Here is a 26,141-nt window from a genome sequence, read left to right on the forward strand (position 1 = left end):
GTGATTGACATAGTGATAACGAGGCAGCGACATATTCTATTCCATTTATTTTAAAAAAAATTGCAAAAAATATTAAGCAACCAAATTGGTTTTTTTAAGTGTTTGTAAATATTGCTATTTTACTACTGTGCCGGTGTAAAACAAAACGGGCTTACCATTGCTGATAAGCCCGTTTTATTACAATCACTTAGACACTAGGTCTTAGTTCATGCCGTATTTCTTTAATTTTTTACGTAAAGTACCACGGTTGATACCTAACATATTAGCAGCGCGCGTTTGGTTGCCACGAGTGTGTTGCATAATGATGTCTAGTAAAGGTGCTTCTACTTCGCACAATACCATTTCATATACTTCAGAAGCTTCCTGACCGTCTAACTGAGAGAAGAAGTTAGTTACGGCACGTTTAACTGCGTCACGTAATAACTGCGGCTTGATAGTGCCGTTTGCTGTTTCGATTTTGCCTACGGTAAGCTGGTGAACTTCTGTGTTAGTTGTCTGATCAAACATTCTATTCTGCTCTTTATTAAATTCTAAACTAATTCATCAAAATAACATTCTACGAGGGAATGTTGCTGGGCAGCGGTTTCAAGCCGATTGAAGTCAGCACGAAATTGGCGCTGGTCCTCATGGTTTAGGTACCACCCGACATGCTTTCTAGCAAATCGGACACCTTTGTATTCGCCATATAAGTCGTAAAGTTTGTTAAGGTGTTCAAGCATCACACTGCGTTGCTCGTCCATCTTAACTGGCGCTAACTTTTTACCTGTTTCCAAGTAATGTAGGATTTCTTTAAAAATCCAGGGCCTTCCTTGTGCACCTCTTCCTATCATCAGGGCATCGGCACCGGTGTAGTCAAGCACAAACTTGGCTTTTTCCGGGCTGTCGATATCCCCGTTGGCGACAACAGGAATTGAGACATTCTGTTTAATTGCTTTGATAGTGTCGTACTCGGCAAAGCCTTTGTACATGCATTGTCTGGTTCGGCCGTGAACGGCGAGTGAAACAATGCCACAACGTTCAGCAATTTGGGCTATTTCAACACCATTACGGTGTTCAGGCTCCCAACCTGTGCGAATTTTTAACGTTACTGGCACATCGACAGCTCCCACCACGGCTTGCAAAATATCTTTGACTAAGTCGGGGGTTTGCATCAACGCTGAGCCGGCAAACTTTTTATTCACTTTTTTTGCCGGGCAGCCCATGTTGATATCAATGATATGCGCGCCTTGTTCAACATTGAACTTTGCGGCATTAGCCATTAACTCAGGGTCTGCACCTGCAATTTGTACGGAGCGTATACCTTCCTCACCAGAATGCGTCATACGCTGGCGGCTTTTATCGCTGTCCCAAACTTCAGGATTGGATGAAAGCATTTCTGATACTGCTAAAGCTGCGCCGTAGCGTAAACAGAGATTTCGGAAAGCTTGATCAGTGACACCTGCCATTGGTGCCACAATCAGCTGATTAGACAGTTGATAAGGGCCAATTTGCATTGCGAACTTCACCTTGCTCTTCAAAGGGGCGCTATAGTAGCCCTTTTTGGCGGCCGTGAAAAGGTCAATAAATGACCTAAATGCAACTTTTTTGCTTGACTTTTATTTGCTGTCACATCTTTGACTAATTATTGGCGTTTTTTGATGATATTTGAGTGCTGGTGCGAGTTGTAGCTGAGTATTTTTTATTGACGCGGGGTATTTTTACGTTTGTTAACAAGCTGTAAACAATAATGTGTGGCAAGTTTGCATAACTTGCCACACATGAGTACCTCGATGGCACTATTTACGAATACCGCTCAAGCGACTCCAGTCTTCTTTATGGCAAGCGGGCTCCATATCGAACCATTGGCTGTAAAAGTCAGACACTTCTTGTGCTTGTTCTTGTAATAAGCCAGATAAAGCAAGCTTGCCGCCGGTTTTTACTTTTTCAGCAATCAACGGAGCAAGTTCTTTTAATGGTCCGGCTAAAATATTGGCGACAAGCACATCGGCTTGTAAGTTTTCTGGCTGATTTTCTGGTAAATACAAGGCTAATTGATCGACCACGTCGTTTCGCTCAGCATTTGCTTTAGAAGCATCAATCGCCTGATAGTCAATGTCGACCCCCGTCACTTTTTTAGCGCCAAGTTTAATGGCGGCAATGGCTAAAATGCCTGAGCCACAACCAAAGTCGATCACTTCTTGGTCAGTTAAATCTAGACTGTCTAACCATTCTAAACACAGGGCTGTTGTTGGGTGGGTGCCGGTGCCAAAGGCTAAACCTGGGTCTAGAATAACGTTTACGGCTTGTGGATCTGGAATTTCGCGCCAGCTTGGGCAAATCCATAAGCGTTGGCCAAATTTAATCGGGTGAAAGCTGTCCATCCACTCACGGACCCAGTCTTTATCTTCAACTTGTTCAATTTTATGGCTAAACCCTTTCCCTAAGAACGGCATGGTTTCTAAAAACTCAATCGTGGGGGCTAAGTCGGTTTCGGCATCAAATAAGGCGATTAAGATGGTGTCTTGCCATAAGGGTGTCTCACCCAATTTAGGTTCAAAAATGGGCTCATCTTGACCATCTTCATAGGTGATGGAAACTGAACCTTGATCCATTAATAAGTCGCCAAGCATTTCAGCGTGGTCGCGATGAGTGTGAATACGCAATTGGATCCAAGCCATGGAATGTTCCTAATCAATAAATTAATTGAGCGCTATTATACCCAAACCTCCTGCATTTGTGCGTTTTATCGCGACTTTATCATGCTTATTGATAAAAGCGTGCTGCTGGCAAGCCAAGTTGATTGGGTATATGTGATCGGGTTCTAACAAACCAGTAAATATAGGTGAGCGCAGTCACGGATTGTTTTTTGCGCAGTGATGTTGTTGAACAACTCTTGCTATTGTCATCCTATCTTATTGTGTCAGCACAGGATGTATTGATTTATGGCCGCAAACCCTTTGCCGGCAAAAGCCGTTTTGTTAACCGATAAACCGAGGGGGTTCTCGCACCCTAAATGGGCAGCAAGAGCAGACAGATTACAAAGTGTAACCGGTGTGTTGTTAGGGCTTTTTCTGATTATGCATTTGCATTTTGAGTCGAGCATTTTATTAGGTAAAGAGGCCTTTTATCAGGTTGCGCAGTTTCTTGAGGGTGGCATTTTTAGTGAAACTGGCCATGGCTACCCCATTTTAACGCAAGTTTTTTCTGCTTTTATGTTGTTAATTGTGGTTGTTCATGCGGTGTTTGCATTACGGCGTTTTCCTAGTCAAATTGGCCAGTGGCGAGCCCTGCGTCAACAGATGAAATTTTTACCACATGAAGATACCCACATTTGGTTCTGGCAAATGGTCAGTGGTTTTTTACTGTTTTTTCTTGTTCCGGTGCACTTATTTGCCATGATGACAAACCCTGAAATTGGCCCGCATTTGTCGGCAGAACGGGTTGTGCATCACAATGCATGGATGCTCTATGTGTTGCTGTTACCCGCGGTGACTGTGCATGCCATCTTTGGTTTATATCGGGTGTCGGTGAAATGGGGCCTGACCACAAAGCGTTTTGCATTATTGAAGTTTGCAAAGGTATTGATTGCCTATTTGCTGGTGCTTGGTGTGGCAAGTTTGCTGACATACATCATTATCGGCCGGTCACTCAGCCTGCCTGTTGTGCCGTTTGTTCCTGGTTTGTAATAAGGATATGTTGTGAAAATTATCTATACCGATTCCTTAGTGGTTGGGGCTGGTTTAGCTGGCCTTAGGGTGGCAATTGCTTCTAAAGAGCGTGGCCTGGACACCATTGTTTTGTCACTTATTCCGGCAAAACGTTCTCATTCTGTTGCGGCCCAAGGGGGGATGCAAGCCAGTTTAGCCAATACTGTAAAAGGGATGGGCGATAATGAAGATGTGCACTTTCAAGATACTGTAAAAGGGTCTGATTGGGGCTGCGATCAGCACGTAGCGAGAATGTTTACTCATTGTGCTCCAAAGGCTGTGCGTGAATTAGCACACTGGGGCGTGCCGTGGAGCAGGGTGAGCCAAGGCGATCGTGAGGTCATTGTGAATGCGCAAAAAGTGACGCTCACAGAGGCAAAGCAAGCACATGGACTGATTAATGCCCGTGATTTTGGTGGCACTCAAAAATGGCGTACTTGTTACACCGCAGACGGCACGGGGCATTCACTGTTATATGCCGTTGATAACCGAGCGATTTCAATGGGGATCCCAGTGCATGAGCGCATAGAAGCACTGAAAATTATCCATGACGGTAAACGCTGCCATGGGGTTATTGCTCGTTGTTTAATTACCGGCGAAATAAGGGCTTATGTCGCTAAGTCGACAACCATTGCAACCGGCGGGTATGGTCGTATTTATGAGGTGTCGACCAATGCCATTATTTGCGAAGGTATCGGCCAAGCATTAGCACTCGAAACGGGCGTAGCGACATTAGGCAATATGGAAGCGGTGCAGTTTCACCCGACGGCGATTGTGCCCGTGGGGATTTTAACCACTGAAGGTTGCCGAGGTGATGGCGGTGTATTGCGTGACAAAGATGGCCATCGTTTTATGCCAGACTATGAACCCGATAAAAAAGAGCTCGCCTCGCGCGATGTGGTTTCTCGGCGTATGACTGAACATATGCGTAAAGGAAAAGGGGTCAACAGTCCATACGGGCCACATTTATGGCTCGACATCACTTTGCTGGGCAAGAAACACATTGATACCAACTTACGTGAAGTCAAAGAGATCTGTCAGCACTTTTTAGGCATTGATCCTGTGACAGATTGGATCCCGGTAAGGCCTACACAACATTATTCTATGGGCGGGATCCGTACCAAACCTAATGGTGAAAGCCCGCAATTAGCAGGGCTCTTTAGTGTAGGTGAAGCCGCGTGTTGGGACATGCATGGTTTTAATCGTTTGGGCGGCAACTCGTTGGCAGAAGCTGTGGTTGGCGGGATGATTATTGGGGAGTATGTTGCCGATTTCTGCCAGCAAACAACCTTGAAAGTGGATACTCGCTTAATTGAATACTTTGGCCAGCAAATTGAGGCGGAAATAAGCCAGCTTATAGAGGGAAATGGTACCGAGAAAGCGATAACATTGAAGCAAGAAATGCAGCAAATCATGATGGATTACGTTGGCATTTTTCGTAATGGCGCTCAACTCGAACAAGCTGTGAATGAGTTAAGTGAGCTGCTTAAGCGTTCACGAAATATTGGCTTAAGTTGTAAAAAACGTCATGCAAACCCTGAACTTGTTGATGCATTAAGAGTAAAGCGGATGCTTAAAGTGGCCTTAACGGTAGCCAGTGGTGCTTATGCTCGTACCGAAAGCCGAGGCGCGCACTCGCGTGAAGATTATCCTGAGCGAAATGACCGCGACTGGCTCAATCGTACACTCAGTTCATGGCCTGATGAAAATGCGTTAGTACCTACATTAAGCTACGAACCCATCGATGTGATGACCATGGAGTTACCGCCTGGCTACCGAGGCTATGGCACCAACAACGCGATTGCTCATCCAGATACAGAAAAACGTCAGCACCAGATTGAGCAAATACTAGCAGCCTTAGCAGAGCCCCATGATCGCCATGTGAGGCAGGCAGAATTGATGCCCTATGAGCTACCCGCTAAGTTTATGCCCGCTAATCAAAGGTTATTTGATAACGTTAATGCCAAAGGAGAGCAAGTTAAATGAACCAAGCCCGTCAATTGACGTTTTCAATATTCCGTTATGATCCACAAGATCCTAACGATAAGCCGCAAATGGTGAATTATTATATTACCGAAACCCCAGGCATGACGGTGTTTATTGCATTAAACAAATTACGTGAGACGCAAGACCCATCATTGCAGTTTGATTTTGTTTGCCGTGCGGGTATTTGTGGCAGTTGCGCCATGGTGATTAATGGTAAGCCTACACTGGCTTGCCGTACCCTAACGGCTAATTTCCCAAGCGCTGAAATAAGCTTAATGCCTTTGCCAGGGTTTGAATTGATTGGTGATTTATCAGTTAATACGGGTAAATTTATGCGTGAATTAGCCGAGCGTTTGCAATTGTGGTTGCACCCTAGTGACACGGCTATGGACATTCATCGCATTGAAGCGCCTATGGCACCAGAAGAAGCGGCAAAACTGTATGAGTTAGAGCGTTGTGTTGAGTGTGGGGTTTGTGTGTCGGCGTGTGCCACTAAGCAAATGCGTGACACCTTTGTGGGCGCCGTTGGGTTAATGAAAATTGCTCGCTTTGAACTCGACAGCCGTGACAGTCGCACGAGTGATGATTTTTATCATGTTATTGGTAACCAAGACGGGGTATTTGGTTGCATGACGCTACTCGGCTGCCAAGATGCCTGCCCTAAAGATTTACCGCACATGCAACAAATTGCCTATCTTCGTCGCAAAATGAGTATTAGTGTCTCCAATTTATAAATAAGTTAATGAATATTAATCTAGGCTAATGTTTTTTATTTATTATAAAACAGCAGTTTACTAAGTGTAACAACTGGGTGGACGGCTGTTTTTACCTTAGTTTGTTATGCTGTATTGTTAACTTGTGTTTTGCTGTTTATTGTAGGTAATGATCCGCGATAAACAGCGATTAAAAAGGAGTTCACGATGCAAGCTCAGTTTACTGTTCACATCGATTCATTTCATAAAATCAGCAAAATACCTAACGCTTGGTCAAATGATGATTATTTACACCTTATGGCATTGATGGGACTTGATGATGGCCTAGAGGGCATGGATTCTGCTGAGTTACGTGAAATGTGCATGATGTCGCTTAATGACCTAGGCGAGGTCGAAGCTGCTAAGGTTGTGTTAGGCCACTTATTTAGTGACGAGGTCACCGAAGGCAAAATAGACCAACTTGCAAATGACATGGCAGGTGACAGAATGTGGGAAGAATATTCTGATTGCTTGTTTCATGAACGTTTTTTCAGTGCTTATGCTTTACTGCGTGAAGCATTTAATGGTGTTTTTGCCCAGCCGACAGGCGTTGAGTTTAGCATTAACATTACGGCTGAAAACGGAGACGATTTAACCATTTTTGATGATTCGTTACATGCTGCTATGGTGCGTTTATTGGCTGGTGGGTTAAGTCCAGATGCATTGATGCACCGTTTGTACGAAGACCAGATTAAAGGCACGCATTTTCCTGAGTCAGAAGGGATTTTATGGAAGCTTGAGCTTGTTGCAAGTGAAGGATTATCGCGCCAATATAAAATGGTCAGTTCAGCATTTTGGTTTGAAGCATTTGCCAATATTGAGCAATTTACAGCAAGTAGCCATGCTGATGTAGCAGATGAAGATGAGTAATACTCTTTGTGAATGTAGCGTGAATTAATGTAGATCCCATAAATAAAAATGCCGCTAAGTTAGCGGCATTTTAATCGATAATCGACGCGTTAAGACTTAGCGCGCTTCATCGCAGTAAAGAATTCTTCGTTGGTTTTAGTCATCGCCAGTTTGTCAATTAAGAACTCCATGGCAGAGACTTCGTCCATTGGATGAAGGATTTTGCGTAAAATCCACATCTTTTGTAACTCATCTGGTGTCGTTAGTTTTTCTTCGCGACGAGTACCAGAACGGTTGAAATCAATGGCTGGGAACACACGCTTTTCAGCCGCTTTACGAGAAAGGTGTAACTCTTGGTTACCAGTACCTTTAAATTCTTCGTAAATCACTTCATCCATTTTAGAACCGGTATCAACTAAAGCGGTTGCAATAATGGTTAAGCTGCCGCCGTGCTCAATGTTACGAGCCGCACCAAAGAAACGCTTAGGACGGTGTAGAGCGTTTGCATCAACACCACCTGTAAGTACTTTGCCCGACGATGGAATAACCGTGTTGTAGGCACGTGCTAAACGGGTGATAGAGTCTAAAAGAATCACAACATCTTTTTTATGCTCAACTAAACGTTTGGCTTTTTCAATAACCATTTCAGCTACTTGCACATGACGGCTTGCTGGTTCATCAAAGGTAGATGCGATAACTTCACCTTTAACCATGCGCTGCATTTCGGTAACTTCTTCTGGGCGTTCATCGATAAGCAATACCATTAACACCACATCTGGGTTGTTGTAAGTAATACTTTGGGCAATGTTTTGCAGTAATAATGTTTTACCCGCTTTTGGTGGGGCAACAATCAAACCGCGCTGACCTTTACCGATAGGTGAACACAGATCAAGAATACGAGAGGTGATGTCTTCTGTTGAGCCATTACCACGTTCCATTCGCAAGCGTTCTTCGGCATGTAATGGGGTTAAGTTTTCAAACAAAATTTTGTTACGAGAACTTTCTGGCTTATCAAAGTTAACTTCGCTGACTTTTAACAGCGCAAAATATCTTTCGCCTTCTTTTGGCGGACGGATTTTACCAAAAATGGTATCACCGGTACGCATGTTAAAGCGACGAATTTGGCTCGGTGATACGTAGATATCGTCAGGACCCGCAAGGTATGATCCATCTGAACTTCTTAAAAATCCGAATCCATCTTGGAGGATTTCTAATACACCGCCACCAAAAATGTCTTCTCCGCTTTTAGCGTGAGCTTTTAAAATTGAGAAGATGATATCTTGCTTACGAGTACGAGCCATATTTTCTAATTTCATGCTTTCAGCAAGTGAAACTAGATCCGAAATGGGCGTGTCTTTTAATTCTGTTAAATTCATGTATGGGAGTCTTGTGTTACGCGACGAAGCTTACCGCAATCAATCAGTAAGGTTGAAAAGAAATTTTATGATTGATAAACGAGAAGAGGTTAATATGAAAAAATCTGATGAATAAATTAGCACTTTATGTGTTAGCCGTCCAGAAATTTAGGGCTAAAATGATCTAAAAACGGCACAAATTGTATAAAACTTGTGCCGATTAACACTTTTTGACAATTTAACGCTTAGATTTTAGCGTCAATGAACTCTTTAAGTTGGGTTTTAGACAATGCACCCACTTTAGTTGCCACTAATTCGCCACCTTTGAACATCAGCAATGTAGGAATACCACGTACGCCATACTTAGCAGGAGACACGTTGTTTTGGTCAACGTTTAATTTTGCAACGACCAACTTGCCAGCATACTCTTCAGCAACGTCGTTTAAGATTGGGGCGATCATTTTGCAAGGACCACACCACTCAGCCCAGAAGTCTACTAAAATCGGTAATTCTGATTTTAATACGTCGTTTTCAAAGCTGTCATCGCTTAGGTATACTATTTTATCACTCATGTTGTTCTCCAGATTTGGTTCCATTGCTAGTTTATTAATGGCTTACCATGTATATTGGGTCAGTTAAATAGCTTTTCAAGAGACCGTTTTAATAATGTAGCTATTTCAAACGATCGAATCTTTTTTTGCAACCCCTACAGGTATGCTTGTGCTATGAGTCAAACACATTTATCGACCCAAAAATTCGCCGACTTCCCTTTAAAGCCAGAAGTTATTGCGGCATTAAATGAAAACGGGTTTGAGTTTTGCACGCCAATTCAGGCGTTATCTTTACCTATTTTATTGAAAGCCAAAGACATTGCCGGACAAGCCCAAACCGGTACAGGTAAAACGATGGCCTTTTTAGTTGCCACGTTTAACCACTTGCTTACTGTTGCCGCGCCTGAGGGCCGCAAAGCAACTGAACCACGCGCTATTATCATGGCTCCAACCCGCGAATTGGCGATACAAATTGCCAAAGATGCAAACTTATTAACTAAACATAGTGGTCTAAAAGTCGGTATTGTTTATGGTGGTGAGAGCTATGAAACTCAGCGAGAGGTGCTAGACAAAGGTGTTGATATTTTAATTGGCACCACTGGGCGTATTATTGATTATGTTCGTCAGGGTGTGATTAGCTTAAATCATATTCAAGCTGTGGTGCTTGATGAAGCAGACCGCATGTTTGATTTGGGTTTTATTAAAGACATTCGCTTTTTATTCCGCAGAATGCCTGATGCTCAGTCACGATTAAATATGCTTTTTTCTGCCACACTTTCAATGAAAGTGCAGGAATTAGCGTATGATCACATGAACGATCCAGAAAAAGTTGAGATCGAACCGTTAGAAAAAACCTCTAAAAATATTAAAGAGGAAATATTCTACCCGTCGATGGAAGACAAAATGCGCTTATTGCTCACGCTAATCGAAGAAGATTGGCCAGAGAAAGCCATCGTGTTTTCTAACACCAAACACAGTTGTGAAAAGCTGTGGTCTTATTTAGAGGGTGATGGCCATCGTGTTGGGCTATTAACCGGTGATGTGCCGCAAAAGAAACGTATCCGTATTCTTGAGCAATTTACCTCAGGTGATTTAGATATTTTAGTGGCAACCGATGTGGCTGCGCGCGGGTTACACATCTCTGATGTGTCGCACGTTTATAACTATGATTTACCAGACGATTGTGAAGATTATGTGCATCGTATCGGTCGTACAGGTCGTGCGGGTAAAACAGGGGTGTCAGTGAGTTTTGCATGTGAAGAATATGCACTTAACTTACCCGCTATTGAAACCTACATTACCCATTCTATCCCGGTATCTAATTACGATCGTGATGCGTTATTAGATGATATTCCACCACCGGTGCGTATTCATCGTAAACATCCCACATCGCGTACTCGTGATGGCGGTGCAAGTAAAGGTGCCCACCGTAGCGGCGGTAATAACCGTCCACCACGTCACAGGACTCGCAGACCACAATAAATGCCAGAGTCGAACGTATCTACACCCTACGCAGCGATTACGTTAGGATCTAACAGTTTTAATATGTTAGTGGCTAATACGGTAGGCAGTAAGCCTACCGTTATCGCAAAGTACAAGCGTAAAGTGCGCCTGGCTGAGGGAATTGGCGCTGATGGCAACTTGTCTGAAGACGTGATATTGCGTGGTTTGGACTGTTTAGCCATGTTTGCGTCTATGTTACAGCAGCATAAGATAGCGTTTGAAAATGTGGCAGTGTTTGCTACGGCAACCTTACGCGTTATCAATAATGCTGACGAGTTTCATCGACGTGCATTGCCGATTTTACAGCATGAAATTGAAGTGATTTCAGGTCTACGTGAAGCCGAGCTTATTTATCAAGGTATGGTCGCAACAACACAAGGTGGTGGTCGTCGTTTAGTGATAGATATTGGTGGCGCGAGTACCGAGTTTATTATTGGTGACGGCAGTAACGTGTTGTTTAAAACCAGTGTGCCAATGGGCTGTGTGTTGTTTAATCAACGGTTTTTTAATCAGTATCCTTTGCATCATATCGACTTTGAACAAGCGATTGATTATGTGGCCGGCATGCTCAATGAGCATCGCGAACACATGCTCGCCTTAGGATGGCAAGCGGTACTTGGTGCATCGGGTGCGGTGCAATCTGTGGTGTCTGTGTTACAGCATCGGCAAGCACCTGCCATAATTAATCTTGAAATACTTCAGGCGTTTCGTGCTGAAATACTGGCACAGTCTGATGCGAGTTTAAGCGGGATTGCAGGTTTGGATGCCGAACAGGCACCCACATTTGCCTCAGGAGTGGCAATATTAATGGCCTTGTTTGAAATCTTAAAGATTAGCCGATTAGATCTTGCTGGTGGTGCACTGCGCGAAGGTGTATTGCAACTATTGGCCGATAGAATTGCTGCTAAATAACCCGAACGATAGAGCCTGTTGATCTTTGCTGCAAAAACAACCTTGATAGCTCAACTGGCTCAGATAACACGTCTTTCAAACCCCAAATAGGTCGCCACGGCGACCTATTTGGGGTTTATTACGATATTAAAAAATATTTATTTTACTATTTCTACAAGGTCAGCTTCTAAAGTGGCTTTTGGGCGTTCAACAATCCGACCTAATTCGTTACCTTGCTGCTTAACAATGAAGGTGGGAATACGGCTAAAAGCATACTTAGCGGCTAATCCTTCAGGGTCTTGCTTACTGCGGTCAACGCCAATGTATTCAACCTCAATATTGGGGTTTGCAGCGGCTTCGATTACCCGCATAAAGTGCGGTGTTTCACGGTGACAATCAGGGCACCAGGTACCAATAATAACCACTATTTGAGTGGGTACATCAATTGCTCTGAGCACATCAATTGCTTGCGCATCCACTTGGTAACTGGCAAAACCATCGGCGTAGCCGGGTAATGCAGTTGTTAAGGTTTGTGGTTCAATTACACCCGTTAAAATCACTTCTTGTTTCTCCTCGCTGCATGTTGCAATAAAGCCTTGTTGCTCTTCTTCAAATGTACAACCAGGATCTGCGCTAACGCTCATAGGTAACATTTGAGTACTGAAAAACAGTGCGGTTGTGGCCAATAATGTTTTAACGTTATTGTGCATGATAATGCCTCACTTAAGAAGAAGTTCTTCGGGAAATGCTTGGGTGTATTCAATCATGCTAATAAGGATCTGTTAAGACTGGGGCAGTATTGATGCTAGCTAGATCACTAAAAAATAAAGCCAGTCATTAAGATGATTGGCTTTACCGTTAATTATACCATTTCCATTAATTATGTGACCAATCAGAGCCACTCAGACTTTTCAGTTTGAGGCGCATTGTTGAAAGAATGGTCATTCCCTTTTAAGGCGATGCAACAAAGAAATGGACAGTCTGAGTGTCTCCTACAAGGCGGGTTTCTGTGCCTTCTATACTGCTTAATAGCATTTTGACGTAGAGCAACTATGCCTACAATCCTATTACTTGCCTAGAAGACACAGAATTCCCGCTGAATGACCAGATAATTGCTGGAATTGGTATTAGTGATGCTAAATTGAGCCGTTGATACTAGTTGTGTTCTTTTAACCACTGAGCAGCACGTTTGGCAAAGTAAGTTAAAATACCGTCAGCTCCCGCGCGTTTAAAGCAAAGTAGTGATTCCATTACTACGGCTTTTTCTGCTAGCCAGCCATTTTGGATTGCAGCCATGTGCATGGCGTATTCTCCACTAACCTGGTAAGCAAATGTTGGTACGGCAAGTTCAGTTTTAACACGATGAACGATATCTAAATAAGGCATACCTGGCTTTACCATGACCATGTCTGCACCTTCTTGAATGTCGAGTGCGACTTCGTGTAATGCTTCGTCGCTATTTGCTGGGTCCATTTGATAGCTATGCTTGTTGCCACCTTTAAGATTACCTGCAGAGCCAACTGCATCGCGAAAAGGACCATAGTAGTTTGAAGAGTATTTAGCTGAATACGCCATGATTTGCGTGTTCACAAAGCCATTGGCTTCTAATGCGTGGCGAATCGCGCCAATACGGCCGTCCATCATATCCGATGGGGCAACAATATCTGCTCCCGCTTCTGCATGTGAAAGTGCCTGTTTGACTAATATTTCCGTGGTGATGTCGTTAAGGATATAACCAGTGTCGTCAATAATGCCATCTTGGCCATGGGTGGTGAAAGGGTCTAGCGCGACATCTGTCATGATCCCAAGTTCAGGAAACGCCTGTTTTAGCTCGCGAACTGCACGTTGCACTAGGCCATCAGGGTTGTACGACTCTTCAGCCAATAAGCTTTTTTTGTCAATTGGAGTGACAGGAAATAGTGCAATAAGTGGAATGCCTAGTTCAACTAACTCAGCGGCTTCTTTTAATAACAAGTCTATTGAGTAGCGTTCAACACCAGGCATGGATGCGACTTTTTCAGAACGTTGAAACCCTTCTAGTACAAACATTGGGTAAATTAAATCGTTCACAGTGAGGGTGTTTTCGGACATTAAACGGCGACTAAAGTCATGTTTACGCATGCGTCGCATTCTTCGCTGAGGGAAGGCACTAGTAATAATATTCAATTTCGACTCCTGAATTAGACCTGGTCTGCTGTGAGTGCGTAATAGCACACTTTGTTTCTGCCACTGCGTTTTGCTTGGTACAGTGCTTTATCTGCTTGTTCGAGCAATAACATTGGGTGCTCATCGCTGTCGATTACATCGGCACTGACACCAATACTGACGGTGAGTGGGATAGGTTGACCATTATGTGTGATGTTTTGCTCGCAGATCGCTAGGCGAATTTGCTCGGCAACTTGCAAAGCGCCTTCTCCATCGGTGCTGGGTAAGATAATAGCAAATTCTTCACCGCCAAAACGTGACACAAGATCGGTTGGACGCTTTAACATCTCAGTTAAAATACGTGCAATGGTTTGAATGGAAAAATCACCGGTAAGATGACCGAACTCGTCATTAATATTTTTAAATTTGTCGATATCTATCATCAGTAGTGCCATTGGTGTCTGCTGACGTCGGCTGATACGCCCTTCAGCTACCAGGCGGCGATCAAATGCACTGCGGTTTTTTACCCCGGTGAGGCTATCAATGGTATTTTGTTCGGTAAGTTTTTGGTTTACTTCGTTAAGCTCGCGTAATGTTATCTCGAGTTCTAGGGTGCGTTCTTGCACCATTTGCTCAAGTTTTTCACTATTTTCGGCTTCAGCATGTAGAGCTTCTTCACGCACCTCGCGGATCCGTTGTGCTTGTGCTAATGCCTGCTGTTGAATGTTAAATTTGGCTTTACGTTCATCGCTGTAACGTAATGCAAGCAATGCGGCCATTGTGACGACTTCAAATGTTAGCCCTATCATTGTTGGAACTTGAGGTGAGATATCTAAAGTAAGGATATCGACATACAAGAGCCCTGTAACAATACAACCTGATAATAGCGCGATACGGCCGATGGCATATAAAGGCGCATTTCGTTGGCCTGTAAATGCTTGTATAAGCGAGAATGCAACTAAAATAGTACTCATGGTCAAGACAGTAAACACCAAAATATGTAGTGCAGTACTGTAGTGAATAAATGGCATTATTATTACCATTGAAAACGCAATAACAGCCATGATCCTACAGATCCGCAGCATAGTTAAATTGTGGTACTTAAGTTGTAATGCCTTCTCGGTAAACATTAACGAGAAGCCTAATGTCAGTGGGATGATGATGGTAAATATGTATTGCTGCATCATTGGCCATTGGGGCCATAAGTATCTAAACGATACGCCGTATATGCTGGCGGTAAGTAAAGTGAGTCCAAGTACATAGCCACTGTAGTAGCTGTAGCTATATGAACTTGAAGCGAAAGCAATAAAAAAACTAAATAAACTAATAGCGATAAGTAGCCCTATTTGCAGGCCAATGTACAAGTTTTTGGTTTCTGTTAATTGCGTTAGATCGTTAGATGACCATAAGACAATAGGTAGGCTAATACTGCCGAGGCTGTCTATTTTAACATAAAACTTATGCGTTTCTCCTGGCTGAAACTCAACCGGATATAAAAAAATATTACTTTGAAGTGGCCGTTGAGCAAAGGGGAGCGTGTCCCCCATTTTTTGTGAGCTAATCAGCTCGCCATTCACAAAATGATAAATCACGATACTGTCCAGAAGTGGGTTATCTATCGCAATGATGCGAGAGAGGTTGTCCTCTGGGTTGTAGATACTAAAGGTAACCCAGTAGTTGGTTACTCCTATATTTTGTGATTGATCCTGTTCAAACTTTTTCCATGTACTCTCTGGTTGCTCTAACAGTTTGGTTAACTGGCTAATATCCTGGTTATTATTGATGTACAGCCAGTCTTGTAAATCAATTTTAGTAATTGACTCAGATGTCAATCGCAGTGGAATTGTTTGCAAGGTGTTTGCCCAGCCTAGTTGGCAGGCAATAAGGAGTACAATGCCTAAAATCAGCGATGCGCTCGATAGGAATGAAAAACCTAAATAGTTCGTTATACGCATCAGTCATCGACCATCAGCTGAATAGGGTCTAAACCAAAAAAATCACAACTATTTTGAAAACAATAGTGGGCGAGTTCGGTTACTGGCTGTTGACGAAGTTGGGCCACAGACTGGACGATATAAGGTAAATATTGAGGTAAATTTTTACTGGATTTGGGCTTAGGACGCATGCTGCGAGGCAATAAATAAGGGCTGTCTGTTTCAGCCATAATGCGATTGTTAGGAATAAGCGGCACTAAGGTTGCTAGCTCTTGTCCACGGCGTTCATCGCATATCCAACCAGTAATTCCTATGTATAAATCAGCCTCTAGACAAGCGTTTAATTCACCATGCGTGCCAGTAAAACAGTGCAATAACGCTTTAGGTAAGGCGTTTCGGTATTCGTTAACAATGGCAATAAAATCGTCATGAGCATCACGGCAGTGCATTAGCACTGGCATGTTGAGTTGGCAGGCAAGCTCAAGTTGTGCTGCAAATACCTGTCTTTGAATGGCTCTGGGTGAAAAATCGCGATTATAGTCAAGACCACATTCTCCCATGGCGACCACGTGTGGCTGCAAAGCAAGTTGCGCAAGGGTTTCACTGCTTTTCTCGTTCCAGCTTGAGGCTTGATGCGGGTGCACTCCCGCAGTACTAAATAATTGTTGTGGATACTGCTGACAAAGCAGGCTTGCTTGCACGCTTTCATCAACATCGCTAGCAATAACAATTAACGGCGAAACATGTTGTTTCGCCGCATCACTAATAATAGTGTCAATGTCGTGTTTTAACCTTTCACTAAGCAGGTTAACCGCGATGTCGATGTATTGAGTCATAGGGAGTTAATAGCGCTGGCTATTTTAGACGTTTAACTCGAGTCGTCGAGTTTCGATCTTCACTGCCCATTAAAAAAGAGTTAAACGCGCCGGTTTCAATAAAGACTTTTTGGCCTTTTTTGACCTTGTAACGTTCAGCACTTGTTTGTCCCCAAACTTGGCCGTTATCGAACGTGACAACCAGTTTGCCGTATGGATCTTGTTTGGTACTTTTGACAATAAAATAAATACGATCTACTTCATCTTCGATGGTTTTTTTCTTTAACCCAAAATCGTTGATGTTTAGTTCAGGGGCTACAGTTTCTGTTGCTGCTGTATTTGTATTAACACTTGCTACGGCAGTCGTGACCGCTGGAGCAATAGCCACGCTGGTATTATCTTTTGCTACTGTGCTCGTTTCAATGGCTTGGGCGGTGACTGAGGCTGGGGCAATAGATGTATTATGATGAATGGCTAAATTATCATAACAACTCAAGCGTTTAGCATCATTGGACTCGGATGCACAAACTGATAATTGATCGCTGAGTTGAGTATTAGCTTGTGCATTAACTGACATCAATACAATGCCAGTGGCAATTAAACATAAACGCATTATTTCTTCCTTATTATTTGTCTGCGGCCTGTTGATCTTTGCTGGTTGTTAACAAGGATTTAATCGAGCAATTAGCTGTAAAAACAACCTTGAAACATCAACAATCCCTAGCTAAAAACAGCCAGTTGAGGCTATTTTTAGCTATCAGCGTGCTCGTTTTCTGGCACGTCATCCTGTTCTTTTTTACTGTAAAAACGTGCAGCTATCAAGCCACCTTCAAATAATAGTAACATGGGTACTGCTAGCATCGTTTGCGAAATCACATCTGGCGGGGTTAATAACATCCCAATCACAAACGCTCCAACCACAATATATGGCCTTTTTTGACGCAGCTCTTCAGGTGTTGTTACACCAGCCCAGCAGAGTAAAACCACAGCGACTGGAATTTCAAAGGCCAAACCAAAGGCAAAAAAGAGCTTTAAAATAAAGCTTAAATAGCTGCTGATATCGGTAGCTACTTGTACGCCTTCAGGTGCGACACTGGTGAAAAAGCCAAACACAACGGGGAACACAATATAATAAGCAAATGCGATCCCTAAATAAAACAAAAAGGTACTGCTAGTAAGCAAGGGTATCACTAAACGTTTTTCATGCTTGTATAAGCCTGGTGCAACAAATGACCATATTTGATAGAGCACGTAAGGAATCGCGATAAAAAAAGCCAGTACTAATGTGAGTTTAAAAGGAGCAAAAAAGGGCGCAGCAACATCTGTTGCAATCATGCTGCCCGTTTCTGGCAGTGAGCGCATCAATGGCAGTGCAATATAGTGATAGATATCATTTGCCCAATACACAATCGCAATAAATACAAATAACACACTGCCAATGGCTTTTAGCAGTTTGGTTCGTAATTCAAGCAAATGGCTGATAAGCGGTTGCTGTTGTGACATGAATTATCCGTTAGATTTAGGGAGTGAACTGTTTTCGGGCGTTTTGTCGGCGGGTTGAGTGTTTGTACTGCTCGCTGCCGATGCTGCCTCATTTGTCGATGCGACAGGAGAGACATCTTCGACCTTATAAGGTCTGTTGACTGACTCAGCCGCTTGTTTTAGCTGTTCAATCGACTCTTTTAGTTCAGGTGACAAATTGGCTAAACCTTTACTCTCAGCTTTTTTTAAATCTGAGTGTAACTGTTCAATTTTCAATTCTTGTTCAAGTTCATCTTTGACAGAGTTAGCCATGCGCTTGAGGGCGCGGATCCAACCTGTTACCGAACGTACCGCAACCGGTAGTCTTTCGGGGCCGAGAACCACAAGCCCCAAAACACCGATCAGCAGCAGCTCCATAAAGCCGATACCGTCAAACATAATAAATTACGCCTGTTTATCTTTAGATTCAGGTTGCTTTTCAGCTGCCTGTTGCGAAGTCGCTGCAGTTTGGTCTTTTTCTTTGTCTTCTATTGATTTGTTTTCTTCTTCCGGAGACATGGCATTTTTAAAGCCCTTGACTGCTCCACCTAAATCTCCGCCTAGAGAGCGTAATTTTTTTGTACCAAATAATAAAATGACAATTAGTGCAATAATTAACAGCTGCCAAATACTGATGCCGCCCATGAAGATTATCCTCTTTAAATAAAAAATGGTTTTTGTAAAACGTGATGTTAAAAAGCCACAATACCATCCAATTCTTTAAGTATTATGAACCTCTAATAAATTAGTGCTAGCTAAAATTTACGATTCTTTGGCCTAGATCGCCATCCTATCACCCAAATTAATACACCAGCGCCAATGCAGGCATATGCAGGCCATAGTGTAGCGGTTTGAGAAATTAAAATTGTGCCACAGATCAACAATACGGCTGATGTGATAAGTAGATAATTACTCTTGTGGGATTTTTGCTGGTAACGCAAATACTTATCTAGCATTTGTTGTTGCGTACCTAGGAGTTTTCGGCCCAGTTTGAGGTTGTCGTAAATCAGCTCTGGAAACTCGGGTAATTTATCTGCCCAAAATGGCGCATTAGATTTTACCTTTTGAAACATTGCTTTAGGGCCAACTTGTTCCGACATCCAATTTTCAAGAAAGGGTTTAGCCGTTTGCCATAAGTCGAGCTGTGGATATAACTGCCGTCCTAATCCTTCAATATAAAGAAGGGTTTTTTCAAGTAATACCAACTGAGGTTGAACCACAATATCAAAGTGCCTTGCAGTGCGAAAAAGCTCTAGCAGAACATGCCCAAACGAAATTTCGTCAAGGGGTTTGTTAAACATGGGTTCGCAGACGACCTTAACGGCCTGTTCAAAGGCGATGACGTCGGTATGTTCTGATACCCAACCTGACTCAATATAGAGCTGGGCAATACGATGATAGTCTCGATTGAAAAACGCGAGAAAGTTTTCAGCAAGATAGCGTTTGTCGACCTCAGTTAAGGTGCCCATAATGCCGCAGTCTAGGCCAATATAAAATGGGTCGTCTGGATGTTCTCGGCTGATAAAGATATTGCCTGGGTGCATGTCAGCATGGAAAAAATTATCGCGAAACACCTGGGTGAAAAACAACTCTACGCCACGCTCTGCGAGCAGTTTAAAGTTGGTTCCCTGGGCACGCAGTGCTTCGGTGTCAGATACTGGAATACCATAAATGCGTTCCATCACCATTAAACGTTTATAGCAGTGTTCTTCATAAACAAAGGGGATATACAGCGCATTTGAGTCGATAAAGTTATTGCGAAGCTTAATCGCGTTAAGGGCTTCAAGTTTGAGGTTTAGCTCACCTAAAATGGTGGTTTGGTAATCTTCAATGACTTCAGCGGGGCGCAGGCGATTCCCTTCGCCGAGTATGGTTTCAAGTAAGTTGGCGACTTGCGACATTAATTGCAAATCGGCCAATATTTTCTGTTCAACATTGGGGCGAAGTACTTTTAGTACAACATCTTTGCCGTTAGATTTTAGTGTTGCGGTATGTACTTGAGAAATCGACGCGGATGCCAGTGGGGTGTCATCAAAGTCATCAAAATAAGTGTCTATGGTCGTGCCAAGCTCGGCTTCGATAGCCTCGCGTGCGAGGGCTGAATCAAATGGGGGCACTCTATCTTGCAGCATTGCCAGCTGATAAGCCCATTCATCGTCGAGTAAATCTCGGCGAGTTGATAGCATTTGTCCCAGTTTGATGTAAACCGGACCAAGCTCTTGCATGGCTAATTTTAGGCGCTCGGCTGGTGACTTAGTTTTATGCTTATTACGGACCCAAAACAGTGAGTTTCGTAGCAGTGTAAAATACCAAGGCTTTTTGTGTCGAGGAATGAGATCATCTAGGCCAAAATGCAAAATGGTTTTAATGACATGATAACCATGCCTAATACTTGCAAATGTCATTGGATTATTTGCTCTCTTAATTTGGCTATTTTCGCTTCGATAAGGTCAGTTTGCCTAACCAGTTCATCCAGATTATCACGAAAATGCAGCAACTCAATTTTGTGTGGCGCCAGGCGATATTCTTCGGTTGTTAATTGGCTGAGGTGTGAGCGAGTTTTGTGCAGAATTTGTTGCATTTCGTGGCCAAATTGCTTTACGCCGGTGACCAGTTTGTGAGTTGGCGCATCACCAATATAACGCGACAGAGGCTCTGCAAAGTCAAAATGAATATTATGTAAGTAATGGCTTAGTGTTTGTAAAAGCTGAATATCACCGTCGAGGCTGAGTTTATCTTGTTTAATTAACTCAGTTAAATTGGCCCCTTCGGTTAATTGATACAGGGTTGATGCGTCAGCGTTGACTGTGACTGCCACGTCCCCTTCATAATAGCTCATCACCTGGATTTGTTTGGCAAAGATTAAGTAAATCGGCCAGCTTAATTGACTAAGCTGAATGCATATTACTTTGCCGTGCAATGATTTTTGACGGGCATAATCATCTTTTGCTTGTGGCGGTAATCGGTTAAAGCCTGTTTCGATTGCCGCACACAGTAATAATGCAAACTGATTGGGTGCCATTAGAACTTATAGCCTTTGTGCAATGCGACAACCCCATCGGTCATGTTGGTATAGTCAACCTGCTCAAACCCTGCATCAATCATCATTTGCTTTAATGTTTCTTGGTCTGGGTGCATACGAATTGACTCAGCGAGGTACTCATAGCTGTCGGCATCTTTAGTGATAAGTTCACCCATTTTAGGTAACACTTTAAAGCTATACATGTCATACACTTTACGCATCAGTTCGTGTTTAGGTGTTGAAAACTCAAGCACTAATAGCTTACCGCCAGGTTTAAGAACACGTTGCATTGAACGTAACGCGGCATCTTTATCGGTCACATTACGCAAACCAAATGCGATGGTAATGATGTCGAAATGGTTGTCTGGAAAGGGTAATGCTTCTGCATTTGCTTGCACATAACTGACGTTATTGACTATGCCTTTATCGCGCAGTTTAGTGCGGCCGACTTTGAGCATAGAATCGTTGATATCAGCGAGGATAACCTGGCCACGTTCGCCAACTAAATGTGAAAATTTAGCCGTTAAATCACCCGTGCCGCCAGCTAAGTCTAATACCTTCATACCTGGGCGTGCGGCGGCTGTTTCAATTGTGTGGCGCTTCCAAAAACGATGAATACCAAACGACATTACGTCATTCATAATGTCGTATTTAGCGGCCACAGAGTGAAACACATCGGCAACTAAGTCGGCTTTTTTATCTGCTTCAACGGTTTTATATCCAAAATGTGTGTTCTTTGGTTCGCCCTCAGACATGGGTCTATTCCTATAATGTGCGATGATTCATTGCGAGTGTGTGTAATTGCGAGTGTAAGCCATTGCGAATGATTGCTGAATCACTGTGGTGCTAGAGTGTGACAACAATCAATGAGTTGTCTGCCTATAGGCACGAAGAAATCCACATCATCTTAAAATACCGCAACGCTCTCGCGCCGATTACCCCTGATAAATTCAATATCAATGGTTAAAAATTTGCCCTGCATTAGAGCATAAAATTAGCTTTTAATGAATAGCCCTAGCGGATTCTAATTTAACCTTGCTAGTCGCCCTTGAATATAGGCGTAAATTAATTCGCTGAGCCCTTGGCCCACATCTCGAGAGCCTGCCATTTCACCCGCGTGATGGCATGCAGGAGCGGCCTCTGCAAAATGCACGTAATTGCATGGACAATGCTTGGCAATATAATGCACATAATAACAAGCATCGAGTAGTGGAATGCCTGCGAATGTTGACGCGCTACTGGGCATATTGGCTATGGCGTCAACATCAAGCTCTAATGCTACGGGTAATTGGGTTTGATTTAGTCCTGTGGCAATGTGTTTTAATGCGGCGTCGAGCGATAATTCACGGCGCACCCAAATTTGTTGAAAGCTATGCCAGGTGGCGCCAAAAAGGCTTAATTGTTCAAGAGTTGTTTCAGTGTTTTTAAGTTCGTGCAAACCCAAAACATGATAGTGGTCTAAGGCGCCACTAGCCGCGGCATAACTGAAGCCGTTACCGCTATGGCGCCCTTCGCGGGGCCTGAAATCACTATGAGGGTCAAGGTTAACAGCCGCCACGGGTAAGCCGTTATAAGCTTTGGTTGCCATTAATAAACCGTAAGCATTGTTATGGCCGCCGCCAATCACAATAGGCTCTAATCCGGTCTGTAATAGTTGTGTTGTCGCTTCGATAACGATGGTATCGAGTTCTGCGGTGGCGTGTCTCAGTTCATCAATGCTGGCGGTTAATTGTGGTGCCGAGGTTAGGCTGATTTGCCCGAGGATGACGCACTCATTACCGTCTAAAAAGCGATTTGATTGCAAGTTGATAAACTGTTTCATGCAAGCTAAAAATGCCTGGTTAGCACCCGCACGGCCAAAATTGGCTCGTGGGCCTATATCTTCTGCAATGGCAATGATGGCAAAACGCGCGCCCCTAGCAGCGGCATCTTGGGCATTTTGTTGTAATGATAGCCCTTGTTTGGCGAGTAAAACCCGTTGGCCTAACTTGGTTTCGTCAGTTCTGCTATGAAGAAGCTTGTTACAATCTTGCTGTGTGAATGCAGTAAACATGATGTGCCTCACTGTGATTTATTAAGTTGGCATAAAAAAACCAGCAAAGCTGGTTTTTAAGTGGGTTGTTGGCCAGCGTTAACAAAGTGTTTAGCGGTGACTCGATATTGGCTAGATGTTATTCAATATCAAGTGGCTCTGGAGATAAAATTACTCCAGTATTATCAGCATAAATATGATCACCAGGTAAGAAGGTGACGCCACCAAAGTTAACCGGAATTTCTACCTCGCCCACACCATTGCCTTCAGCGCCAACAGGGATAGATGCAATTGCCTGGATGCCAATGTCTAGCTCTTCTAGTGCATCAACATCACGTACCGAGCCATACACAATAATGCCTTCCCAATTGTTTGCTACAGCTAGTTCAGCGATTCGAGCATCGATTAGTGCTCTACGTAACGAACCACCGCCGTCGACGAGTAGCACTTTACCTTCACCGTCTTCTTCTAAAGCGTCTGCAATCAGGCCATTATCTTCAAAACACTTAATCGTACTGATTGAGCCACCGAAGGAGCTGCAACCACCGTAGTTACTGAACATTGGTTCGACGACATCAACTACATCAATATACATGTCGCAGAGTTCTGAGGTGTTGTATTCCATGTTTAACTCCTATTGGGCAGCAAAGATGATTGCTGGGTAAAGCAAAGATAGATGAATTATATGAGCTTTTTACGAAAATAAAAGCCTTATCAATCACGCAATTGTTGTAAATCAGCATAATCTTGATTGTGGTCGAATGTGCTGATTGACCTAAATACAGAACAAGGATCAATTTTGGAAGTAATTTTCTTTCAAATTGAACTGATTAGCTGATATATGTTGATTAAGGTCATCCTAATACGTTTTTTAATTACAATTTTGAGCGTCAGTTTGTTAGCATATTACTGTGTTTTTTAATGTTAGTTTACAATTTATGCTAGCTTTAGGGGCATGGATCCCCCGTTACGCTTACGGAAGGCAGAGAGCCTGAAACAGAGGTTCTTATGGAAAATATCGACTTGATTGAAGTCTTAGGTTACGCAGCATCAGTGATGGTTGCCATTTCGTTAATGATGAAAGACATCATTTTATTAAGATGGTTAAACTTTGTGGGTTGTTCTTTTTTTGTCGCTTACGGGTACTCAATCGGAGCGTGGCCTGTGGCAGGCATGAACGCGTTTGTTGCCTGCATTAATATTTATCACTTAGTGAAAATTTACCGCAACAGAACATTGCAAGCCCATACCGCCTAAGCTGCTGTATAGCGCGATGATAACCGCGCAAGCTCAGTCGATACAAAACCTCTCAAGCTTATGTTTGAGAGGTTTTTTTGTTTAACCCGTGTCATAAAACTTTAGACTAACTGTCACCTTCCGTTCATTCCCCCTGTTTACTATGCCATTTAAGTAGCGTGTTCAGTTTTGCAAATGTCCAGCCATGGGTATGGAGTTAAACATGAAGATGAGTATCAGCGAGTTAGATAAATATTGGTTTTACTGTGTAGTACAATTTAGTCGCGACAACCAGTTAAACCAGGCCGCTAAGCGGTTTTCTGTGACAGGTGATGGGCATTTTTATGTATACATCTCAGTGGCACTGCTTTTTTTTCACCCCCATGGACAGCACTTTTTTAATTTAGTGTTGGGCAGTTTTATCGTTGAGTTCCCACTGTATTTATTATTGAAAAATAGCATTCGGCGCCACCGCCCTTGCCATGCGTTGGCTGGATTTAATTCGGGCTTTGAGCCATCTGACAAGTTCAGTTTGCCGTCTGGGCATACTGCGGGCGCATTTGTATTTGCCAGTGTGGTGAATGTGGTGTTTCCGGTATTAGCCCCTATTGCATTTGCATGGGCTTGTTTTGTTGGCTTATCACGTATCGCCCTTGGTGTGCATTATCCGTTAGATATTTTGGCTGGTGCGGCGCTTGGGATGGGTGCGGTGATATTGGTTGTGCAATTAATGCAGTAATGACATTGATTGGGATGGTTGGCAAAACAATATGTTGAGGCATGGGGGACAAAAGGCGATATGAAGATTTTGTATGGTGTTCAAGGTACGGGAAATGGGCATATCAGTCGTGCCCGTGTGATGGCTAAGGCGCTTGCGCATCACCATATCGATGTCGACTTTTTATTTTCAGGACGTTCGCCAGAACAGTATTTTGACATGCAATGTTTTGGCCATTTCCAAACCCGAAATGGCATGACATTTATAACCGAAAATGGTCGGGTTAGTGTGGCCCAAACCGCTAAAAAAAATTTAATGACCAATATTTTTTCTGAAATTAAACAGTTAGATTTAAGTGGCTACGATCTCGTCTTAAACGATTTTGAACCTGTGTCTGCCTGGGCCGCAAAACAACAACAGGTGCCATCCATAGCTATAAGCCATCAGGCGGCATTGCAGTATCCGGTGCCTAAACAGGGGACGAGTTGGTTTAATGAATTACTATTAAATCGTTTTGCACCGGTTGATATTTCACTTGGTTGTCATTGGCATCATTTTGGTTTTCCGATATTGCCCCCCTTTGTTGAGGTGTCGGCAAGCCGTGGTGATTATAGCCATCAAATCTTGGTTTATTTACCGTTTGAAGATGCCGATCGAATTGCTGATTTTCTGGCGCCATTTGAACAGTACCAATTTTTTGTTTATCACAGCACCAAACCGTTAAAAAAGGGCGGCGACAACATTCATTGGCATGGCTTTAATCGCGATGGTTTTAAACAACATATGTCGCAATGCGGCGGTGTGATAGGTAATGCAGGATTTGAACTCGCCAGTGAAGCGATGACCCTAGGTAAAAAGCTTTTGGTAAAACCTTTGCTAGGGCAATTTGAGCAACTGGCCAATGTGGCCGCGTTACAATTATTGGCCGCAGCAGAAAGCATGAATACATTAGATTCTGCGGTATTGAAGCGTTGGCTAAAATCGCCTTCTCCTAAGCCTATTGCTTATCCGCAGGTGGGTGATGCATTAGTCAATTGGCTTAAGGCTGGTGATTGGCAGCATCCAGAAGAATTATGTCTAGATTTATGGTCGCAAGTGGATTTGCCAGAAAATTGGCATAAACGGCAATAAATGGCGTCATTAAT

27 protein-coding genes are annotated in these 26,141 nt (G+C 43.2%); 9 read left to right on the forward strand and 18 right to left on the reverse strand.

Annotation, left to right across the window (positions count from 1 at the left end):
- Positions 1-201: 201 nt before the first annotated feature.
- The 3 genes from fis to prmA form a co-directional block, all read right to left on the reverse strand.
- Entirely contained in the window at positions 202-507 is a 306-nt protein-coding gene (fis, locus tag L2703_RS07115; protein ID WP_011635942.1) for a DNA-binding transcriptional regulator Fis, read from the reverse strand.
- 23 nt (positions 508-530) lie between these two features.
- Positions 531-1,493: a tRNA dihydrouridine synthase DusB gene (gene dusB, locus L2703_RS07120; RefSeq protein ID WP_248970428.1), complete on the reverse strand. Its 963-nt coding sequence runs from the start codon at positions 1,491-1,493 to the stop codon at positions 531-533.
- A gap of 282 nt (positions 1,494-1,775) precedes the next feature.
- On the reverse strand, positions 1,776-2,657 hold the full coding sequence (prmA, locus tag L2703_RS07125) for a 50S ribosomal protein L11 methyltransferase (RefSeq protein WP_248970429.1): 882 nt from the start codon (positions 2,655-2,657) through the stop codon (positions 1,776-1,778).
- A gap of 264 nt (positions 2,658-2,921) precedes the next feature.
- On the opposite strand from prmA, the gene L2703_RS07130 reads away from it, so the two are divergent.
- From L2703_RS07130 to L2703_RS07145, 4 genes are all read left to right on the forward strand, one after another.
- Positions 2,922-3,665 carry a fumarate reductase cytochrome b subunit gene (locus L2703_RS07130; RefSeq protein WP_248970430.1) on the forward strand — a complete coding sequence of 248 codons (744 nt, stop codon included), beginning with the start codon at positions 2,922-2,924 and terminating at the stop codon, positions 3,663-3,665.
- 12 nt (positions 3,666-3,677) lie between these two features.
- Positions 3,678-5,672, forward strand: coding sequence for a fumarate reductase flavoprotein subunit (locus tag L2703_RS07135; RefSeq protein ID WP_248970431.1), 1,995 nt, complete (start codon positions 3,678-3,680; stop codon positions 5,670-5,672).
- Positions 5,669-6,406 carry a fumarate reductase iron-sulfur subunit gene (locus L2703_RS07140; RefSeq protein WP_248970432.1) on the forward strand — a complete coding sequence of 246 codons (738 nt, stop codon included), beginning with the start codon at positions 5,669-5,671 and terminating at the stop codon, positions 6,404-6,406. The genes L2703_RS07135 and L2703_RS07140 overlap by 4 nt, the downstream gene beginning before the upstream one ends.
- 186 nt (positions 6,407-6,592) lie before the next feature.
- The gene (locus tag L2703_RS07145; protein WP_248970433.1) at positions 6,593-7,294 is read left to right on the forward strand and encodes a hypothetical protein; all 702 of its coding nucleotides are present in this window, start codon (positions 6,593-6,595) and stop codon (positions 7,292-7,294) included.
- Between the two features lie 89 nt (positions 7,295-7,383).
- Here the strand turns inward: L2703_RS07145 and rho are convergent, their stop codons facing one another.
- Positions 7,384-8,649, reverse strand: coding sequence for a transcription termination factor Rho (gene rho, locus L2703_RS07150; protein WP_248970434.1), 1,266 nt, complete (start codon positions 8,647-8,649; stop codon positions 7,384-7,386).
- A 224-nt stretch (positions 8,650-8,873) separates the two neighbouring features.
- Positions 8,874-9,200: a thioredoxin TrxA gene (gene trxA, locus L2703_RS07155; RefSeq protein WP_188740565.1), complete on the reverse strand. Its 327-nt coding sequence runs from the start codon at positions 9,198-9,200 to the stop codon at positions 8,874-8,876.
- A gap of 153 nt (positions 9,201-9,353) precedes the next feature.
- On the opposite strand from trxA, the gene rhlB reads away from it, so the two are divergent.
- Together rhlB and L2703_RS07165 are read left to right on the forward strand one after the other, a co-directional pair.
- Positions 9,354-10,661, forward strand: coding sequence for an ATP-dependent RNA helicase RhlB (gene rhlB, locus L2703_RS07160; RefSeq protein ID WP_248970435.1), 1,308 nt, complete (start codon positions 9,354-9,356; stop codon positions 10,659-10,661).
- Positions 10,662-11,594 carry a Ppx/GppA phosphatase family protein gene (locus tag L2703_RS07165; RefSeq protein ID WP_248970436.1) on the forward strand — a complete coding sequence of 311 codons (933 nt, stop codon included), beginning with the start codon at positions 10,662-10,664 and terminating at the stop codon, positions 11,592-11,594.
- 137 nt (positions 11,595-11,731) lie between these two features.
- Here L2703_RS07165 and L2703_RS07170 read toward each other — a convergent pair whose 3' ends face one another.
- The 13 genes from L2703_RS07170 to rraA form a co-directional block, all read right to left on the reverse strand.
- A complete protein-coding gene (locus L2703_RS07170; RefSeq protein ID WP_248970437.1) occupies positions 11,732-12,283 on the reverse strand; it encodes a thioredoxin family protein in 552 nt (183 codons plus the stop codon).
- A 445-nt stretch (positions 12,284-12,728) separates the two neighbouring features.
- Positions 12,729-13,739 carry a porphobilinogen synthase gene (gene hemB / locus L2703_RS07175; protein WP_248970438.1) on the reverse strand — a complete coding sequence of 337 codons (1,011 nt, stop codon included), beginning with the start codon at positions 13,737-13,739 and terminating at the stop codon, positions 12,729-12,731.
- Between the two features lie 14 nt (positions 13,740-13,753).
- Entirely contained in the window at positions 13,754-15,673 is a 1,920-nt protein-coding gene (locus L2703_RS07180) for a sensor domain-containing diguanylate cyclase (protein WP_248970439.1), read from the reverse strand.
- Complete coding sequence (locus L2703_RS07185) at positions 15,673-16,488, reverse strand: TatD family hydrolase (protein ID WP_248970440.1); 816 nt, start codon at positions 16,486-16,488, stop codon at positions 15,673-15,675. Before L2703_RS07185 ends, L2703_RS07180 begins: the two co-directional genes overlap by 1 nt.
- 19 nt (positions 16,489-16,507) lie before the next feature.
- On the reverse strand, positions 16,508-17,080 hold the full coding sequence (locus L2703_RS07190) for a hypothetical protein (RefSeq protein ID WP_248970441.1): 573 nt from the start codon (positions 17,078-17,080) through the stop codon (positions 16,508-16,510).
- A gap of 137 nt (positions 17,081-17,217) precedes the next feature.
- On the reverse strand, positions 17,218-17,970 hold the full coding sequence (tatC, locus tag L2703_RS07195; RefSeq protein WP_248970442.1) for a twin-arginine translocase subunit TatC: 753 nt from the start codon (positions 17,968-17,970) through the stop codon (positions 17,218-17,220).
- Positions 17,971-17,973: 3 nt separating this feature from the next.
- Positions 17,974-18,387: a Sec-independent protein translocase protein TatB gene (tatB, locus tag L2703_RS07200; protein ID WP_248970443.1), complete on the reverse strand. Its 414-nt coding sequence runs from the start codon at positions 18,385-18,387 to the stop codon at positions 17,974-17,976.
- Between the two features lie 6 nt (positions 18,388-18,393).
- Positions 18,394-18,633: a Sec-independent protein translocase subunit TatA gene (gene tatA, locus L2703_RS07205; RefSeq protein WP_248970444.1), complete on the reverse strand. Its 240-nt coding sequence runs from the start codon at positions 18,631-18,633 to the stop codon at positions 18,394-18,396.
- 110 nt (positions 18,634-18,743) lie between these two features.
- Positions 18,744-20,393 (reverse strand): ubiquinone biosynthesis regulatory protein kinase UbiB, encoded by a 1,650-nt coding sequence (gene ubiB / locus L2703_RS07210; RefSeq protein WP_248970445.1) that lies wholly within the window; start codon positions 20,391-20,393, stop codon positions 18,744-18,746.
- Positions 20,390-21,010: a ubiquinone biosynthesis accessory factor UbiJ gene (locus L2703_RS07215; protein ID WP_248970446.1), complete on the reverse strand. Its 621-nt coding sequence runs from the start codon at positions 21,008-21,010 to the stop codon at positions 20,390-20,392. The genes ubiB and L2703_RS07215 overlap by 4 nt, the downstream gene beginning before the upstream one ends.
- The gene (gene ubiE, locus L2703_RS07220) at positions 21,010-21,765 is read right to left on the reverse strand and encodes a bifunctional demethylmenaquinone methyltransferase/2-methoxy-6-polyprenyl-1,4-benzoquinol methylase UbiE (RefSeq protein ID WP_248970447.1); all 756 of its coding nucleotides are present in this window, start codon (positions 21,763-21,765) and stop codon (positions 21,010-21,012) included. The genes L2703_RS07215 and ubiE overlap by 1 nt, the downstream gene beginning before the upstream one ends.
- A 269-nt stretch (positions 21,766-22,034) precedes the next feature.
- The gene (locus L2703_RS07225) at positions 22,035-23,063 is read right to left on the reverse strand and encodes a formimidoylglutamase (RefSeq protein WP_248970448.1); all 1,029 of its coding nucleotides are present in this window, start codon (positions 23,061-23,063) and stop codon (positions 22,035-22,037) included.
- Positions 23,064-23,181: 118 nt separating this feature from the next.
- Positions 23,182-23,667: a ribonuclease E activity regulator RraA gene (rraA, locus tag L2703_RS07230; protein ID WP_188740578.1), complete on the reverse strand. Its 486-nt coding sequence runs from the start codon at positions 23,665-23,667 to the stop codon at positions 23,182-23,184.
- A gap of 383 nt (positions 23,668-24,050) precedes the next feature.
- On the opposite strand from rraA, the gene L2703_RS07235 reads away from it, so the two are divergent.
- The 3 genes from L2703_RS07235 to L2703_RS07245 all read left to right on the forward strand — a co-directional run bounded on the left by L2703_RS07235 (position 24,051) and on the right by L2703_RS07245 (position 26,127).
- Entirely contained in the window at positions 24,051-24,299 is a 249-nt protein-coding gene (locus L2703_RS07235; RefSeq protein WP_248970449.1) for a YgjV family protein, read from the forward strand.
- A 202-nt stretch (positions 24,300-24,501) separates the two neighbouring features.
- Positions 24,502-25,017, forward strand: a complete 516-nt coding sequence (locus tag L2703_RS07240; protein WP_248970450.1) for a phosphatase PAP2 family protein — start codon at positions 24,502-24,504, stop codon at positions 25,015-25,017.
- A 60-nt stretch (positions 25,018-25,077) separates the two neighbouring features.
- Positions 25,078-26,127: an MJ1255/VC2487 family glycosyltransferase gene (locus L2703_RS07245; protein WP_248970531.1), complete on the forward strand. Its 1,050-nt coding sequence runs from the start codon at positions 25,078-25,080 to the stop codon at positions 26,125-26,127.
- The last annotated feature ends 14 nt before the right edge of the window (positions 26,128-26,141 follow it).

It is taken from the genome of Shewanella basaltis, from assembly GCF_023283885.1.
Lineage (GTDB): Bacteria > Pseudomonadota > Gammaproteobacteria > Enterobacterales > Shewanellaceae > Shewanella > Shewanella basaltis.